General features: G+C 33.8%; 14 protein-coding genes. 11 read left to right on the top strand and 3 right to left on the bottom strand.

What is annotated here, in order from left to right:
- Positions 1-589, top strand: a 589-nt coding sequence (locus AC4AGG_RS06800; RefSeq protein WP_489771238.1) for a phage tail-like protein, incomplete at its 5' end; no start/stop codon positions are given.
- Positions 590-637: 48 nt separating this feature from the next.
- Here AC4AGG_RS06800 and AC4AGG_RS06805 read toward each other — a convergent pair.
- From AC4AGG_RS06805 to AC4AGG_RS06815, 3 genes are all read right to left on the bottom strand, one after another.
- Complete coding sequence (locus AC4AGG_RS06805) at positions 638-1,075, bottom strand: (4Fe-4S)-binding protein (RefSeq protein WP_489771239.1); 438 nt, start codon at positions 1,073-1,075, stop codon at positions 638-640.
- A gap of 91 nt (positions 1,076-1,166) precedes the next feature.
- Entirely contained in the window at positions 1,167-3,332 is a 2,166-nt protein-coding gene (locus AC4AGG_RS06810) for a M12 family metallo-peptidase (protein WP_489771240.1), read from the bottom strand.
- A 130-nt stretch (positions 3,333-3,462) separates the two neighbouring features.
- Positions 3,463-4,485 carry a 3-oxoacyl-ACP synthase III family protein gene (locus tag AC4AGG_RS06815; RefSeq protein ID WP_489771241.1) on the bottom strand — a complete coding sequence of 341 codons (1,023 nt, stop codon included), beginning with the start codon at positions 4,483-4,485 and terminating at the stop codon, positions 3,463-3,465.
- Between the two features lie 150 nt (positions 4,486-4,635).
- Here AC4AGG_RS06815 and AC4AGG_RS06820 point away from each other — a divergent pair, with 150 nt between their 5' ends.
- The 10 genes from AC4AGG_RS06820 (at position 4,636) to AC4AGG_RS06865 (ending at position 17,138) form a co-directional block, all read left to right on the top strand.
- Positions 4,636-5,190, top strand: a complete 555-nt coding sequence (locus AC4AGG_RS06820) for a hypothetical protein (protein ID WP_489771242.1) — start codon at positions 4,636-4,638, stop codon at positions 5,188-5,190.
- Positions 5,191-5,419: 229 nt separating this feature from the next.
- Positions 5,420-6,688, top strand: a complete 1,269-nt coding sequence (gene glyA, locus AC4AGG_RS06825; RefSeq protein WP_489771243.1) for a serine hydroxymethyltransferase — start codon at positions 5,420-5,422, stop codon at positions 6,686-6,688.
- 79 nt (positions 6,689-6,767) lie between these two features.
- Positions 6,768-7,235: a regulatory protein RecX gene (locus AC4AGG_RS06830; protein ID WP_489771265.1), complete on the top strand. Its 468-nt coding sequence runs from the start codon at positions 6,768-6,770 to the stop codon at positions 7,233-7,235.
- A 72-nt stretch (positions 7,236-7,307) separates the two neighbouring features.
- Positions 7,308-7,934, top strand: a complete 627-nt coding sequence (locus AC4AGG_RS06835) for an outer membrane beta-barrel protein (protein WP_489771244.1) — start codon at positions 7,308-7,310, stop codon at positions 7,932-7,934.
- Positions 7,935-8,189: 255 nt separating this feature from the next.
- A complete protein-coding gene (locus tag AC4AGG_RS06840; RefSeq protein ID WP_489771245.1) occupies positions 8,190-9,158 on the top strand; it encodes an SDR family oxidoreductase in 969 nt (322 codons plus the stop codon).
- 33 nt (positions 9,159-9,191) lie between these two features.
- Positions 9,192-10,481: a nucleotide sugar dehydrogenase gene (locus tag AC4AGG_RS06845; RefSeq protein ID WP_489771246.1), complete on the top strand. Its 1,290-nt coding sequence runs from the start codon at positions 9,192-9,194 to the stop codon at positions 10,479-10,481.
- 131 nt (positions 10,482-10,612) lie between these two features.
- The gene (locus tag AC4AGG_RS06850) at positions 10,613-11,767 is read left to right on the top strand and encodes an aminotransferase class I/II-fold pyridoxal phosphate-dependent enzyme (RefSeq protein ID WP_489771266.1); all 1,155 of its coding nucleotides are present in this window, start codon (positions 10,613-10,615) and stop codon (positions 11,765-11,767) included.
- Between the two features lie 40 nt (positions 11,768-11,807).
- Positions 11,808-13,745 (top strand): polysaccharide biosynthesis protein, encoded by a 1,938-nt coding sequence (locus AC4AGG_RS06855; RefSeq protein WP_489771247.1) that lies wholly within the window; start codon positions 11,808-11,810, stop codon positions 13,743-13,745.
- 41 nt (positions 13,746-13,786) lie between these two features.
- Positions 13,787-14,602, top strand: a complete 816-nt coding sequence (locus AC4AGG_RS06860; RefSeq protein ID WP_489771248.1) for a polysaccharide biosynthesis/export family protein — start codon at positions 13,787-13,789, stop codon at positions 14,600-14,602.
- Positions 14,603-14,780: 178 nt separating this feature from the next.
- Complete coding sequence (locus tag AC4AGG_RS06865; protein WP_489771249.1) at positions 14,781-17,138, top strand: GumC family protein; 2,358 nt, start codon at positions 14,781-14,783, stop codon at positions 17,136-17,138.
- The last annotated feature ends 10 nt before the right edge of the window (positions 17,139-17,148 follow it).

Here is a 17,148-nt window from a genome sequence, read left to right on the forward strand (position 1 = left end):
TAAGAAAACAATGAAAAATATAAAAACAAAGATACTAGGATTAAGTTTGGTTGCTTTAAGCAGCCTAGCTTATTCCCAAGTAGTGATAGGAGGAAAGAAAGGAAGTGCAGAGGAGAGAAGCCTCAGTACGGCATCCGTACTATTAGATTTCCCGATGAACAAGAACAAAGGAATCATCTTACCTTATGTAACGACCTTACCAAGTTCACCTACCCCTGGAACGATTATCTTGGATGCAAGAAATTCAACAGGAGCAAGAGTTAAGTTTTATAATGAGAACCCAACAACTGGAAGTGATGGTTGGACTGACTTAAGTGGACAAGATGGAACAGTTTCTACGGAACTAACGTTCCAGAATTTGTTTTCATCGAGAGAAGTAGATTCCAAGGCGATTATTGGTTCTGATACGACTACTGCTAATGGAGTCTTGGTACTAGAGAGTACTACCAAAGCAATGGTTCTACCGATCGTTGAGGATGTTAATCTAATACCAAGTCCAAGTCCGGGTATGATGGTTTATGTTAACAAGTCAGGAGCCAAACGCCTCGCTGTTTTCAATGGAAGCAAATGGAGCTTCTGGAAACCGTAAATTCGATTTTATTCAATATTTAAGCCGTTCAAAATGAACGGCTTTTTTTTATCCTTCGAAGTTTATTTTTGCATGACTACCATCACAGAAAGGTTTGTTGTTGGAAGCGCCGCATCTGCAAAAAGCTGTTACATTTTTTTTCTCCAATGTTTCTCCTTTGTAGTTAATACTAACATCGCCGTGGACAAGTAAAGGACCGTTGATAAGGATATCAACTTTACTAGATGTAGTACTTTTTTTAATTTCAGAGATCGAATTACTTTCTTCATTTCGGAAAAAATTTAGAGCTCCGCTAGGGCAATTTTTTACTTGTTCTTCAATTCTTTCAGCGCTAGAATTCTCTATGCTAATCCATGGTTTTTCGGTCGGTTTAAAAACTTCTGGAAGTTCTTTCCAACATTTTTTGGAATGGATGCATAGACTTGGTTTCCATTCAATAGTAAATTTGTCGTTGCTGTATTTTTTCACGATGTTATTAGTTTCCATAATCTAAAATTTGGTTCTAATAAATTTAGTGCTAATTCTTGAAATAAAAAAGCCACTTAAACAAGTGGCTTATATGCTGAATTTTTATGATTTATTCCTTTACGAATTTCCGATTTACAGTTTGTTTTTCAGATGTTAAAGAGATAACATAATTTCCTGTTTTGAGATAAGAAACATTGATGACAAAATCACTTGATTTCAAATGATCTTCAGAAATAATTCTTCTTCCAGAGGCATCATAAATTGTGTAAGATTTTATTTTGTCTTTGGAATTGATATTTAATTCATTTTTAGTAGGATTAGGGAAAATGCTAAGTTCGTTACCTAATTGATTTTCTTCCGTGCTTAAAACATTTAGACAGCTTATCGTACCAACCCAACCTGCACCAGTGGTATTACTGTCGGAAGTAAATTTAACAGTGATAGCTCCGCTGGTATGTGTAGATGTAAATGTCAAAGGTGTTGTCAATTGTCCAGTTAATTGGTTTCCATTTGCAAAAATCGGCGCTGCAGTCGTCGGTCCATTATATACGGTCATAAAATCATATCCTTGTTCTAAATCAAGAGAACTGATGTTAAGCGTAAGAATGCCACCTGCGGATGAAGGATAGAAGATTTTAACTAAATTGATATTGTCCCCGTAATTAGAGGGTCCTCCTGGGTCTGTGAAGGTTATGCCATTGCACCAATTATCATCGCTTAAAAATAATTTAGATTTTTGGTAAGCCTGAGATGCAGAACAATTAGAACCTGCGTCCAAAATATAATAAGTGTTAGGAGTAAGTCCTGTTATCGGAAAGCTGCTCGTTGTTGTTGTGCCTATTTGAACAGTACTATTATCCGAGTATTTTCGAATTCTATATTTCCAAGGACTATTGGTGGAGGGGTCTGTAATTGCTCCTGTTCCGGAAGTTGAGGTAATATTGTTAATGTTTAAGTTGGTAATGGTAGAAGGACAAGCGGTTATACAATCTGTTCCCAAGCAGCCTTTAGAATCTACATTGGTTCTTATCAGAGTGGCTGGTTGAGCTCCAAATCCTAAAGCTAAATTAATCCCAACTCCACTTACCAAATGGCAATAGCTCATGATAGTTCCTTTTACTGGAATAGGTCCTGTACAACCTTCACTATATCCTGCTTGATCTCCGCATCCATCAATTGCAGTGTTGTTACCATTCCATGCGCAAGCATGCGTGTGCGGAGAACCAAGAGAGTGTCCCATTTCATGCGTCATGGCTTGGATAGTCCAAGAGTAGGTTGGTACCGCATTGTAGGTCATCGAAATCCCTGAGTAAGCATATCTGGTATTGGCGCAAAGCGAATTGAGATATGCAACACTTGTTGTAGAAGGGTAATTTACCAAATGCCCCAAATCTCCATTGAAAGTTGGCGTGTTGGTTCTAAATGCTGATAGATTCTGAGAATAAGTACCTGTGTAAGGATCAGCGGTTGTCCAAATGTAGATTTCATTAAGTGCAACTCTGATTTCGTCATTGGTATATAAGGTCTGGATGTTATTATGAACCGCAGTCATCCAATTGGTCGTTTGTGTAACGTCAGAATTATTATTGACGTATGGCGCATTACAGATTTCATAATAAATTCGGACACAGTTGTCGGTGTTTGTTCTGTTGGTTGAACTATTGGGATCGAAAGAAATTCTTTGTCTTTGATTTTCCATTAATTCATCTGTTTCGCAGATGAAAGGATTGTTTTTAGACAACGTTGTATCTGAGTAGCTAACGAATTCATGAGAATCTTTCAGTTTTCCTACTACAATGTTTCCAATATCCAATTTTGATGCAACGCCAATAACATCATCTTTAAAAAAGCTAAACGCAACCACTGAAGTTGCATCCCCTTTTACAATTCCTTGATAATAGACGCCGGGTTCATAATTGAGGCTACTTCCGTCGCTAGTTCTAACGTTGAAACTATTGGTAAAGATGTTGGTCTTGGACATTTCAACAGTTATTTCTCCATTTTCGAATGGAAAAGAGAGTTCGACAAATTCAGGTTTTTCATATACCAATCTACCTAATTCTTTCGATTTTAAATGCAAAATATTGATGTCACCTGCCAATTTTTGAAGCTCGATAAGACGTTGTGGGTCTTTATCAGGTGTGAAAATTTCAAATTTCTCAAACTTCGAATCTTCTGCATGAGCATCTGCAATTTTCTTTGCGATAGGCTTTGTATGCTGAGAAAATGCAAAAGCACTTATTAACAAAATGAATAGTAAGTAGTGTTTCTTCATAAGCAATTGAATGTAAGTTAAAATTCCGAATGGCAAGATAATTAAAATATTGCTATTCGGAATTTATTATTTTTTAAAAATATTTAGAAAATTTATATTATTTAGAAGATTTAATAATTTTAAAATAGATTTAGTATTCTAAGAGAACACTTCCCCAAGTAAAACCACTTCCAAAAGCTGAGAGCAATAGTAAATCACCTCTTTTTAGTTTACCTTGTTCGATGGCTTCACAAAGTGCAATAGGTATAGATGCTGCAGTAGTGTTACCATATTTTTGGATATTATTAAAAACTTTGTCGTCTGGTAGACCCATTTTTTGCTGAATAAACTGAGCGATTCTCAGATTAGCTTGGTGCGGAATAAATAAATCTAAGTCTTCAATCTTTTTTCCAGCTTTAGTCAAAGCTTCAATCATTGTTTCAGGAAACCTTGTCACTGCATGCTTGAAAACAAAATTTCCATTCATGATAGGATATACTTCTTTATTAGTGACCGCTTCTGGTTCTTTTCTCAGACGATCGCTCCATCCAAATTTTGAACCTGGAAATTGGGTACAAAGTTCGTCTGCAAATTTACCTTCAGAATGCATGTTGACAGCCAAGATGTCTCCGGCATTTTCATTATCGGTTGCAGATACAACAACAGCTCCGGCTCCATCTCCAAAAATAACAGAAACGCCTCTTCCTTCGTCAGTGAAATCCAAACCAAAGGAATGAATTTCTGCTCCGACCACTAGAATGTTTTTATAGATTCCAGATTTAATGTATGCATGGGCTGTGCTAAGACCATAGATGAAACCCGAACATTGGTTACGGACATCCAATGCACCAATTGTGTCGCAACCTAGCATTTCTTGTAATAGAACGCCACATCCAGGGAAGTAGTAATCCGGAGAAAGTGTAGCAAAAATGATAAAATCGATGTCTTTTGCGGTAAGTCCCGCATTCTTAAGTGCGGCTTCTGAAGCTTTGTATCCTAAAAATGCACTTGTTACTTCTGAGTCGTTTCTATTTTTACGATGTCTTCTTTCTTTGATGCCTGTTCTTTCGGTAATCCATTCGTCATTAGTGTTCATCAACTTTGCCAAATCATCATTGGTAACAATGTTGTCAGGAACATAATATCCTGCTCCTTTAATAATACTTTTCATCATCTCAAAAATTTGTATATGACAAATATAATTTTTTATTCATTACATATAAGCTAATCTAACTTTAATCATCATTATTGGGTGTTTTTCCTTATTTCAGTAAGCCAAGATTGACTAGTTTTGATTCTACTAACTAACCTAAAAACACAAATTATGGAAAATGAAATTTATCTCAAAATTGCTGCTTTTGTTGTTTCTATTTTTGTTCTTGTCAAGGGATTGAAGGAATATCAGAAGAACCAACAGTGGAAAAAATCCGAATTTCTTTCTAAGGAAATGGAAGACTTTTTTAATAATTTTGATATTCGGAGAGCCCTTATCATGTTGGACTGGAATGCCAAAAAAATTGATTTGGCCAGTAATGAAATTCCAAATCAGGAGCAGTTTCATTTCAACGATCAGTTATTGTCTTCTTCTCTTACAACTCATCTTGAGAAGTCGAGTTTTCGGATTGAGGAAACAGTTGTCAAAAAATGTTTTGACACTCTTTTTGACCAATTGTCGATTTATGAAGTTTATATTCAAACACGCTTGATTAACGCAAAAGATTTAAGTCCTTATCTCAAATATTATATTCGGATTTTAAGCGATAAAGATAATTATCGAAAGAATACCGAGATTAAGAAAAAAATTAGTCAATATCTTAAAGAATATAGTTATACCGAAGTTGAAAAATTGTTAAAAAGGCCAGAGTTTTACAATGTTTAAGATGGTTTTGGAAGTTTTTCTTTTTAAAAGTTGAACTTTTAATGCTAAGTGCTTCAATTATTCTCTTTGTCGAAAATACTCAATTTTCGATATAAAGGGGAAAGGTGATCGTTTTTTTAGATGGTGAAATTATAAATGATTGCTCTATTCTAGAATTTTGAAGTTTTAGAAGAAGATAAATTTAAAAATTGAAACTAAATCCTTATTTTTACGGTCACAAAATAATCCTATGAATCAAGAGATATTCTCGTTAATCGAAAAAGAAAGACAAAGACAAACTCACGGAATCGAACTTATTGCATCAGAAAATTTTGTCTCTGATGATGTAATGAAGGCAATGGGAAGCGTCTTAACAAATAAATATGCTGAAGGTTATCCTAGAAGAAGATATTACGGAGGTTGCGAAGTAGTTGATGAGATTGAAACCATCGCCATCGAAAATGCAAAGAAGCTTTTCGGAGTGGAGTATGCTAATGTTCAGCCACATTCTGGTTCACAAGCCAATGCAGCGATTTATTTAGCTTGTCTTAAACCTGGAGATACAGTATTAGGACTAGATTTATCAATGGGAGGGCACTTGACTCATGGTTCTTTTGTTAATTTTTCAGGTATTCAATACAATGCTCAATTTTATGGCGTTGAAAGAGAAACGGGGAGAATAGACTACGAAGCGATGCGTCAAAAGGCATTAGAGGTTAAACCTAAATTAATCATTGCTGGTTTCTCTGCGTATTCTAGAGATTTAGACTACCAAAAATTTCGTGCTGTTGCTGATGAAGTAGGTGCTACGTTATGGGCTGATATTGCACATCCAGCTGGATTAATTGCTAAAGGATTATTGAATTCACCTTTTGAACATTGTCATGTGGTTACCACAACAACGCATAAGACCTTGCGAGGACCAAGGGGGGGATTGATTATGTTAGGAAAAGATTTTGAAAATACTTACGGACATAAGACACCAAAAGGAGAGACCAAGATGATGAGTGCTGTTTTGGATAGCGCTGTTTTTCCTGGAATCCAAGGAGGTCCTTTGGAACATGTAATTGCTGCAAAAGCGGTTACCTTTGGTGAAGCTATAGATTCTTCTTTCGAGACATATGCAAAACAAGTGATTTCTAATGCTCAAGCATTGGCCAATGCAATGACTAATCGTGGTTTCGAAATCGTATCTGGAGGTACAGACAATCATTTGATGTTAATTGATTTAAGGAATAAAAATGTCAATGGTAAAGAAACCGAGAAAGCTTTGGTAAAGGCTGATATTACATGTAATAAAAATATGGTTCCTTTTGATGATAAATCAGCATTTATTACTTCTGGTATTCGTTTGGGGACTGCTGCTATCACGACAAGGGGTCTTAAGGAAAATGATATGGAAACGGTAGCTGAATTGATTAATGTGGTAGTTGGTAATATCAATAATGAAGATGTTCTTAGTGATGTTAGAAAGAAAGTTAACCAATTGATGGATGGTAAACCTTTGTTTGTAAAATAATTTCAATTAAATAAGCTTGTTCGGCGTCTTCTAATCGACAGTAGAAAATTAGAATTCGCCGAATATTTTTTTAGCCCCAATCTTTATGGAGAAAAAATCGCTTACTTTCGAAGAAATCCGATTAAAGTTGGTGAATTATTGTGTCTATCAGGATAGATGTCACTATGAAGTAGAACAAAAGATGAAGGAGTTTTTGCTAATTCCTGAGGCAAAAGATGAAATTTTCCTTTACCTCATGAAGGAAAATTACCTTAATGAAGAGCGTTTTACTAGAAGTTATATTCGAGGTAAATTTTATATCAAAAAATGGGGTAAGAATAAAATCAGGATTCATCTAAAGCAAAAAGGGATTACGGAAAAGCTGATTTCCAAAAGTTTTGATGAAATTGATGACAGCGATTATAATAAGGTGATAAAGCAAATGTATGACACCTATTACGAGAAGCAAAAAGGATTGAAATCTTACCAAAAACATTCAAAAACAATTCGTTATTTGTTGTCAAGAGGATTTGAATATGATGCACTTGTTGACCTCAATCCTGAATAATTTCTTAATTTTTAGATGTTTTGCTTGTGTGTTAGATAAAAAAAAATAATTTTGTAAGACTAATATTTAGAAATGACAAAAAATCTATTCTTTTTCGTAATGCTATTGGCATTTGCGACTGTTTTTGGCCAAGAGCCAGTTCGTTTTGGAATCTCAGGTGGCTATCATAGGTCAAGCATCAAAGGTATTCATGGAGAATCAGAACCAAGAGGTGGCTTGAATGCATCGGCGTTTATGCAGGTGGAGTTAAGTGTCAATCGTAGATATACTTCTGTTAACAGTTTCTTTTTTGCTCCAGGTATTGAGATAAGTCAACAGGGTGAAGAAAATCATTATAGTGATCATACTGTAAAGTATTACAATGATTATGTTGCAGTACCGCTTAATTTCAAATTCTATTTTGGAAAACGTAAGGTTAATGCTGATAAGGCTTTTATACTTTTTGGTGGACCAAGATTTTCTTACATGATTAATTCAAAGACCGAAGGGGAAATTATGGATGCAATAGAGTTAGCGGCTAATAAAAAGGTAAGTAATTTTGATGTTGGAGGCACGATTGGTTTTGGGTATGCATTTTCAAGAAACTTTGAATTATTTGGTAAAGCTTATAAAGGATTCTTACCGGTCTATCCTGATTATAAAAGATTAGCAACATCTAATGTTAACTATGGTTTGGGAGTTAATGTTATTTTTAAGTAATTATTAGAAATTTATATCTAAGAAGGCAGTCTAATGACTGCCTTCTTTTTTGGCACGATTCTTACAAATAACTTACCTTTGTAAACCATTATCTAAACCTAGATTTTTAATACAGAATAAGAAATGTTTTTCTGTTAATGTATTATTTAATGAAAAATATAAATGATTTAGTATTGTATATTAAATGGTTAGATGGTGAAGACGGAGATTCAGTTAGTGGGAACATCAAAGAATCTCGGTGTATAAATGCAAACAATGAAGAACATTTTAATTACTGGAGGAGCTGGATTTATAGGCTCTAACCTTTGCGAATATTTTTTAGAGAAAGGATACAAAGTTACTTGTTTAGATAATCTTGCTACAGGTCATATAAAGAACATCGAACCCTATTTTGGAAATGAGAATTTTCGTTTTATTGAGGGTGATATTAGGAATTTAGAAACTTGCAGAGAAGCTGCTGAAGGTCAAGATTATATTTTGCACCAGGCTGCTTTAGGGTCTGTTCCAAGATCAATCAATGATCCCATTACTAGTAATGAAGTTAATGTTGATGGGTTTTTAAAGGTTCTTGTTGCAGGAAGAGATGCAGGTGTTAAGAGAATTGTTTACGCAGCCAGTTCGTCAACTTACGGTGATTCCGAAACTTTACCGAAAGTGGAAGATAAAATAGGTAAGCCCCTTTCTCCCTATGCTATTACGAAGTATGCAAACGAATTGTATGCGGATGTTTTTTCCAAAACCTATGGTATGGAAATTATAGGACTTCGGTATTTCAATGTTTTTGGAAGAAGACAGGATCCTAACGGAGCTTACGCAGCAGTGATTCCGAAATTTGTGAAACAGTTCATGAATCACGAAAGTCCCATAATTAATGGTGATGGCAATTATTCTCGAGATTTTACCTATGTTGATAATGTTGTCCAGATGAACGAACTTGCTATATTATCAACAAATCCAGAAGCAGTTAATCAAGTATATAACACAGCTGTAGGTGATAGAACGACCCTAAACACATTGGTAGATTACCTTAGAGAACTACTTTCGGAATATGATACTCAAATTTCGGAGGTAGAAACCGTCTATGGTCCCAACCGCAAAGGAGATATACCGCATTCTTTAGCTTGTATTGAAAAGGCTAAAAACTTACTCGGTTATCAGCCAAGCCATACATTAAAAGATGGTTTAAGAGAAGCGGTAAAGTGGTATTGGGAAAATTTGAAGTAAATTAGATTTTTTTAAAAAAAGAATTAAATAGAAATGAATCATAAAATAGCTGTAATAGGATTAGGTTACGTGGGACTTCCCCTTGCAAGACTTTTTGCGGAAAAGTATCAAGTAATAGGATTCGATATCAATAAAAATAGAATTTCGGAACTTAATGAAGGAAAAGATGATACACTAGAGGTTTCCGAGGACTTACTGAAATCAGTTCTTCTTAGTGAGAGTCCTTTTTTAGTAGATCAAAATGGACTATATTGTTCTGCGGAATTAGAAAGTATACAAGAAGCTAACATATTTATTATTACTGTCCCGACCCCAGTTGATAAGAACAACAGACCAGATCTTACTCCGCTCCTAAAAGCTAGTGAAACAGTTGGTAAAGTTTTAAAGAAGGGAGATGTTGTAATTTATGAATCTACAGTGTATCCTGGCGCAACTGAAGAAGACTGTATTCCTGTTTTGGAAAAAATTTCTGGATTAGAGTTTAATAAAGATTTTTTTGCAGGATACTCACCAGAAAGGATTAATCCTGGAGACAAAGAACATACGGTAGAAAAAATTCTAAAAGTCACATCAGGTTCTAATCCTGAGATTGGAAAAGTTGTTGATGATCTCTACAAATCTGTTATTATTGCTGGGACCCATTTAGCTCCAACTATCAAGGTGGCGGAAGCAGCGAAAGTCATAGAAAATTCGCAGCGTGACATTAATATTGCTTTTGTTAATGAATTGGCAAAGATTTTCAATTTAATGAATATCGACACCCATGCAGTATTGGAAGCAGCAGGAACCAAATGGAATTTTCTACCTTTTAGACCTGGCTTGGTTGGAGGGCATTGTATTGGCGTAGATCCGTATTATTTGGCTCAAAAAGCACAAGAGTATGGTTATCATCCAGAAATTATTTTGGCTGGTAGAAGATTAAATGATTCCATGGGTAAATATGTTGCAGATCAAGTAATTAAGACCATGATTAAGAAAAATATTAATGTTAATGGTGCTAAAATTTTAATGTTAGGAATCACTTTCAAGGAAAATTGTCCAGATGTACGAAATACAAAAATAGTAGATGTTGTAGCAGCTTTAGAAGATTTTGGAACCGAGGTGACGGTATTTGATCCTTGGGCAAATCCAGAAGAAGTAAAGCATGAGTATGGACTTCAATGTTGCTCACAATTGATAAGTGGAAACAAATTTGACGCTATTGTTCTAGGGGTTTCGCATCGAGAGTTTTTAAATCTTAATCTTGATGAGATAAAAAAAGAAAAGGCAGTAGTTTATGATGTTAAAGGATTTCTAAGGAGTAATGCTGATTGCAAGTTGTAAAAAATATTCTTTAGAGAGACGCTGGTGAATTTTTATTTTGCAGTGGGATAATATAATTTCTTATTCATAAATTAATTTGTTTAAATTTACCTCGCTTGAGAACTATGAAATGAAATCTATTGATTAGTGAGATGAAATATGATATTTTATTGTCTACACCACATTTAGGAGGTGGTGAGATGAAATATATAGAAAGTGCATTTTCGGAAAACTTGGTTACTCCTTTTGGAGCTAATGTCGAAGGTTTCGAACGTGATCTTGAAGGCTTTCTTGAAGGTGGAATTCATGTTACGGCTGTCAATTCAGGAACATCTGCAATTCACTTAGCTCTTATTTTGCTGGGCGTTGAAAAAGATGACTATGTTATATGTCAATCGCTTACCTTTTCTGCTTCAGCCAATCCCATTAAATATCTAGGCGCCCTTCCTATTTTTGTCGATAGTGAACCTGATACTTGGAATCTTTGTCCAAACGCAGTCGAAGAAGCAATAAAGTTTGCAATTCAAAAAGGGAAGAAACCTAAAGCAATAATTGCTGTCAATCTTTATGGTATGCCATACAAAGTAGATGAGATTGCAGAACTTTCAATTAAGTATGAAATTCCAGTGATCGAAGATGCGGCCGAATCGTTGGGAAGTTATTATAAAGGTAAAAAATCAGGTACTTTTGGTGATATTTCTATTTTGAGTTTTAATGGAAACAAGATAATTACAACTTCTGGTGGTGGTGCATTGGTTTCTTGTGATCCTGAAGTTAAAAAGAGAGCTATTTTCCTGTCTACCCAAGCTAAGGATGATTTTCCGCACTATGAACATTCTCAAGTTGGATATAATTATAGTATGAGTAATATTTCTGCTGGGATAGGCCGAGGTCAGATGGAGGTCATCAATGAGAGAATCAAGCAGAGGCGATCCAATCATGTTTTTTACCAAGATAATCTTAAAAATTTAGAAGGAATTTACTTATTTTCTGAACCTTCTGAAGATTTTTTTTCAAATCATTGGTTGAATGTAGTTACAATTGATGAAGAAGTTACAGGTTTTTCGTCCGAAGATCTTAGAGTGCACTTCTTAGAGCATAAGATTGAGAGCAGAAACATATGGAAACCCATGCATCTACAACCGGTTTTTAGAGCTGAAAAATATTTTGGCGGAGAAATTGCATTGCAAATTTTTTCAAGAGGGTTATGTTTACCTTCATCCTCTTGTCTGTCCCATATGGATAGAGAAAAAATTGTTTTAGCGATTGAGAGTTTAAATCATGTTAAAAGTAATAAAATTTACTAGCAACGAGTATTAATAATTAGTACTTTTGCACTTTAAAAAAATGCAAATCTTCAATCAATTAAAGAAAATTATTTATAGAGGCGATAATGTCCTCAATATTTCCGATTTTCGTTATCTTCCTAGGTGGATTATTTTAATAATTGATCTGATAATTTGTGCTATTTCTATTTGGGTATCTTTTTATATTCTGCAAAAGCTTAATGTTAAGTTAACAGATAATTATTCTTTAGAGAGTAAATACTTGTCAATTTTGGTGTGTAATGTTATTCTGATGTATATGTTGAAAACATATGCAGGGATAATTAGACACTCAACATTCGTTGATATTTTTAAACTTTTTGTTGCAAGTTTTTTCACAGTCCTTGTTTTGTGGGTTTTTAACAAAATTTACTATTTTACGATAGGTAATGGTGAACGATTTTTGCTGACACCATTTTTGATCTTATATTTTGCTATATCGTTTACATTTTTATTTTTATTTAGGCTTTTTGTTAAAGAGTTTTTTTATTATGCAAAGGAGTTTCGAAGAAGTACTTTGAAGAAACGTATTTTGGTGTTAGGAATCGGCGAAGAATCAGTGGCAGTTGCTCGCGCTATAATTGATAATCCAAATTTGCCATATTATGTAACAGGATTTATTACGCAGAGGACTGATTCTAAGCGAGCAAAATTACTTGGAAAACCTATTCTTCCAAAATCGAAATTAGAAAAATCAGATAAAGATTATCTTGCTATTGATGGGGTAATATTGGTAAAAGATCAGATCTCAAAAAATGAGTTGAACTTGTGGGTTAATTTTTTTTTAGAGAAGGATTTAAAGATCTACAAAGCACCATCTGTTGAGAAACTTAGGGAAAATGAGTTAGAAAAGTCAATTAGAGTTTTGCAAATAGAAGATTTACTTAATAGGGAGCCAATTAAGATTGAAAATGAAGAGGTTAAGACAAGGCATAACAATCGAGCAGTTCTTGTAACTGGAGGCGCAGGATCTATAGGTAGTGAAATTGTAAGGCAGGTGGCACTTTTTGAGCCCTCAACTATTGTGATTGTCGATCAAGCAGAAACACCTCTTTATGAGGTGGAGGTTGAGATGACGGAGAAATTTCCGCAAATTAATTTTCAATTTATTATTGCTGATATTTCTAACAGGCATCGACTTGAGCCTATATTTAAAAAATATAACTTTTCAGTAGTATACCATGCGGCAGCGTATAAACATGTTCCTCTAATGGAAAGAAATCCAAATGAAGCAATTCTTGTCAACATTTTAGGATCTAAGAATCTATCTTTGTTGGCGAGCGAATATGGAGTAAATCGTTTTGTTATGATTTCCACAGATAAAGCTGTCAATCCAACCAATGTCATGGGGGCTTCAAAAAGAGGTGCAGAACTTTTCGTTCAATCACTTCAAAATTTGGAAGGGAATAAAACCAAATTTATTACTACTCGATTTGGGAACGTATTGGGTTCCAATGGTTCGGTTATTCCTCATTTTAAGAAGCAAATTGAAAGTGGAGGTCCAGTAACAATTACTCATCCAGACATTGTTAGATATTTTATGACCATTCCAGAAGCTTGTGAATTGGTTTTAGAAGCGGGAACAATGGGTAAAGGAGGCGAAATTTTTGTATTTGATATGGGAGAACCCGTTAAGATATTAGATTTAGCAAAAAGAATGATAAAGTTATCGGGTTTAGAACCTGATATCGATATTAAAATTATTTACACTGGGTTAAGACCTGGTGAGAAACTTTATGAGGAATTACTAAGTGATGAATCACGGACTTTGCCAACTCATCACGACAAGATAATGATTTCTAAAGATTCCACTATAGAATATAAAAATATTGATGAGCTCACAAGAGTGATCATTAGAGCCGCATTGAGGAGAGATAAAGTTGAAGTTGTAAGGCTTTTGAAACAAATTGTACCTGAGTACAAAAGTAAGAACTCTGTTTTTGAGGTTCTAGATCGGTAATTTATAGAGTATATTTGCAAACATTTTTAGATAAGATATGTATGAGGTTGTATAACATTTATTTAACTCTAATTCTTTTAGTTGTATTGATTAGTTGTAAAACTAAGACTAGCAGTGATGTAAGCCAAATTAATTACATGCAAAATTTGGAGCAAGTAGCTATTAATACTGCGCAAGCGAATAATCACAAAACAATACAAGTAGGTGATCAATTAGTCATTTTAGTTACTGCTAAAGATATGACCGTAGTTTCAATGTTTAATCAGAACTTTTCGTCATCTGAGTTATCACAAGGAAATGCCACGGGAAATATAAATCCTAGTGTTTCGCAAATTTCGGGACCAACATACATAGTTGATAGTAACGGATATATTGATTTTCCAGTAATTGGTAGACTTAGTACTGAAGGGAAGACATTAGAGGTGTTCAAAGAAGAGTTGTCAACTAAGATTTCAAAATATGTTATTAATCCAACAGTTAATCTAAGGCTAAGTAATTTTAAGATTACTGTTTTGGGAGAGGTAAATAAGCCAGGTCCTTATTTAATAAATGACACCAATGCTACTCTATTGAATGCTATTGGTTTTGCAGGAGATATAACAATGTATGGGAAAAGAAACGAAATTATTGTGGTTAGAAGTGTAAATGGAGAAATGCAAACAACTAAAATTAATTTACTTGATGCAAATTTTGCAAAGTCGGAGTTCTTTCAATTACAACAAGGGGATGTTATTATGGTTCCCTCAAACCAGAACAGAGAAAAACTTGCTAGACAAAATCCAAATTTAGGAATTTATTTATCTGCAGCGTCTGTCGCAATTGGTCTGATTGCAATTTTGGTTTCCGCAGTAAAATAATAAAAAGAAAAATTATAAAAAAGTAAGGCAAAATTTATAATCGATTTTTTGCAAACAAGAAGGAGCAAACTTAGGACATTAACTAACAATAAAATATTTAAATTAGTTAATTATGAAAACAGTAATCTATTTACAAATGATGTTTTTTAAAATGATACTTTAAACAGAAATTCAAAAGATGAGCGAAAATTATACTGAACAAAAAAATGAAATACATATCGTAGAATTATTAAAACCATACTTTAAAAGATGGTTTTGGTTTGTTTTGAGTATGTTTTTATCTCTTGTCATTGCTTACATTTTTTTAAAGAAACAAAATAAGATATACGAGATACAATCAACTGTACTTATAAAAGACAGCGAAAATAATACTAATTCACAAGATTTTGCAATTTTAAGTGATATTTCAGGACTAGGTAGCTTTGGTAGTAATGGAGTTGAAAATGAGATCGAAATTTTTAAATCCAAAAAACTAATGAAGACAGTTGTTAGAGAACTTGGATTAGAAACTGAAATTGTAAAATTTGATAAATTTAAAGACACGGAGCTGTACGGAAGTACACTCCCAATATTAATTAAAGTAATCAACGAAAAACCAGATGCGGGAATTCTTGACCCAATCACAGTATCTATAAATGATGATAGACTAAAACTTACTGGTGAAGGTATTACAGAAATTAATACTACATTTGGTAGAACAATTAGCTTACCTAATGCTAACATTATAATTTTAAAAAATCCAAAATTTGATGCTAAAAAAGGTAACATAAAGGAATTGGGAATAAACGTATCAACACTGGATGCTAGAACAAATTTGTACCAAAAATTATTGAATGTTGAATTAGTCAACAAAGATGCTACCGTAATAAAACTGTCAATGGATTATGCCCAGACAGAAAAAGCAAAAGCAATTATTAATAAATTGGTAGAGGTTTATAATAGAGATGCCTTAGATGATAAAAATTCAGAATCGAAGAAGACAGCCCAGTTTATTGAAGATCGTATAAAAGTTATTAGCGAGGAACTTGGACAGGTAGAAAATGAAAAAGAAAATTTCAAAGAAGTAAATAAAATTACTGACCTTGAAACTGAAGCAAAATTGAATATTCAAATGTCTGGTGATGCGAGAACTAAACAAATTGAAGTGGATTCTCAACTTGAACTTACTGATGCCCTTCTTGGATTTGTTACAAAACAGGGTTCTTATCAGCTTTTACCCACAAATATTGGGCTAGATAATGCAAGTGCAACAGCAGGTATTGCCACATATAATGAACTAATACTGCAAAGGAATAGACTTTTAGAAAATGCAACACCACAAAACCCTCTTGTTGTAGACATTAATAAACAAATCAATAGCATGCGATCTTCTGTTATTGAAAGTTTAGTGAAAAATAAAAGTGGTCTACAGATTGCACGCGACAATTATCTTTCGGAGCAAACTAATATTGCAGGAAAAATTTCTAAAATTCCTTCACAAGAAAAATTATTTAGAGGTATTGAAAGACAACAACAGATTAAAGAAAGTCTTTATCTCCTATTACTTCAGAAAAGAGAAGAAACTGCAGTTTCGTTGGCAGTAATTGCTGATAAAGCTAGGATTGTAGATTATGCATTTGTTTCTCCCTTACCAGTTTCACCAAAGCGTATGATTGTTTATGTAGCTTTTTTAGCAATAGGACTTATCTTACCAATGGCTTTAATATTTTTGTTGCAATTATTTAATAATAAAGTTAAATCAAAAAATGATATTGAAAAGCTTTCACATGGTAAAACTGTTATTGGTGAAATTCCATCATTAGAAAAAGGACAAGATGAAGTAGTTAAACTTAATGACTTAACGCCTTTAGCAGAAGCTTTTAGAATTGTTATTACTAATATGAATTTTATGCTTCCAAAGTCGAAGACAAGTAAGGTTGTTGTAGTGACTTCAACTATTAAGGGAGAAGGAAAGACATTTGTATCAGTTAATTTATCTCTTACATTAGCAACCCCACATAAAAAAGTGATCATCATTGGCTCTGATATTAGAAATCCTCAATTGCAAAGGTATAACACAGCAAGAAAAGGTCTCATTGGATTAACAGAGTACCTTCATGACGAAAGTGTAAAACTAGAGGAAATAGTCCATGTTAGTTCTTTCAATCCATACTTAGATGTTATTTATTCAGGAAGTATTCCGCCTAATCCTACTGATTTGTTGAGTAATGGTAGGTACGAAGTACTTATAGAAAATCTAAAACCTAAGTACGATTTTATCATTATAGATACGGCACCATTAATGCTAGTAACAGACACTTTTCTGATAGCTGATTTGGCAGATGCTACACTGTATGTTTCGAGATCTAACTATACAGAAAAGCCTTTGCTAGAATTTGCAAACAAACAAGTTGACCTTGGAAAAATAAAGAATGTGGGATATGTATTAAATGATGTAGCAAAAGACTACTTTGGTTATGGTAATAAGTATGGATATGGATATAGTGCTGAAAAAATAACTTTTTTTCAGAAATTTAAAAATAGATTGTTTTCGTAACTTAATATTT

Source organism: Chryseobacterium sp. CG10_8 (genome assembly GCF_058117085.1).

What these genes read in the sequence shown, in the direction of transcription:
- AC4AGG_RS06810 (WP_489771240.1), bottom strand. Translation starts at nt 3,332, where the DNA reads ATGAAGAAACACTACTTACTATTCATTTTGTTAATAAGTGCTTTTGCA.
- AC4AGG_RS06860 (WP_489771248.1), top strand. Translation starts at nt 13,787, where the DNA reads ATGAGGTTGTATAACATTTATTTAACTCTAATTCTTTTAGTTGTATTG.
- AC4AGG_RS06840 (WP_489771245.1), top strand. Translation starts at nt 8,190, where the DNA reads ATGAAGAACATTTTAATTACTGGAGGAGCTGGATTTATAGGCTCTAAC.
- AC4AGG_RS06845 (WP_489771246.1), top strand. Translation starts at nt 9,192, where the DNA reads ATGAATCATAAAATAGCTGTAATAGGATTAGGTTACGTGGGACTTCCC.
- AC4AGG_RS06850 (WP_489771266.1), top strand. Translation starts at nt 10,613, where the DNA reads ATGAAATATGATATTTTATTGTCTACACCACATTTAGGAGGTGGTGAG.
- AC4AGG_RS06815 (WP_489771241.1), bottom strand. Translation starts at nt 4,485, where the DNA reads ATGATGAAAAGTATTATTAAAGGAGCAGGATATTATGTTCCTGACAAC.
- AC4AGG_RS06820 (WP_489771242.1), top strand. Translation starts at nt 4,636, where the DNA reads ATGGAAAATGAAATTTATCTCAAAATTGCTGCTTTTGTTGTTTCTATT.
- AC4AGG_RS06865 (WP_489771249.1), top strand. Translation starts at nt 14,781, where the DNA reads ATGAGCGAAAATTATACTGAACAAAAAAATGAAATACATATCGTAGAA.
- AC4AGG_RS06835 (WP_489771244.1), top strand. Translation starts at nt 7,308, where the DNA reads ATGACAAAAAATCTATTCTTTTTCGTAATGCTATTGGCATTTGCGACT.
- glyA (WP_489771243.1), top strand. Translation starts at nt 5,420, where the DNA reads ATGAATCAAGAGATATTCTCGTTAATCGAAAAAGAAAGACAAAGACAA.
- AC4AGG_RS06855 (WP_489771247.1), top strand. Translation starts at nt 11,808, where the DNA reads ATGCAAATCTTCAATCAATTAAAGAAAATTATTTATAGAGGCGATAAT.
- AC4AGG_RS06805 (WP_489771239.1), bottom strand. Translation starts at nt 1,075, where the DNA reads ATGGAAACTAATAACATCGTGAAAAAATACAGCAACGACAAATTTACT.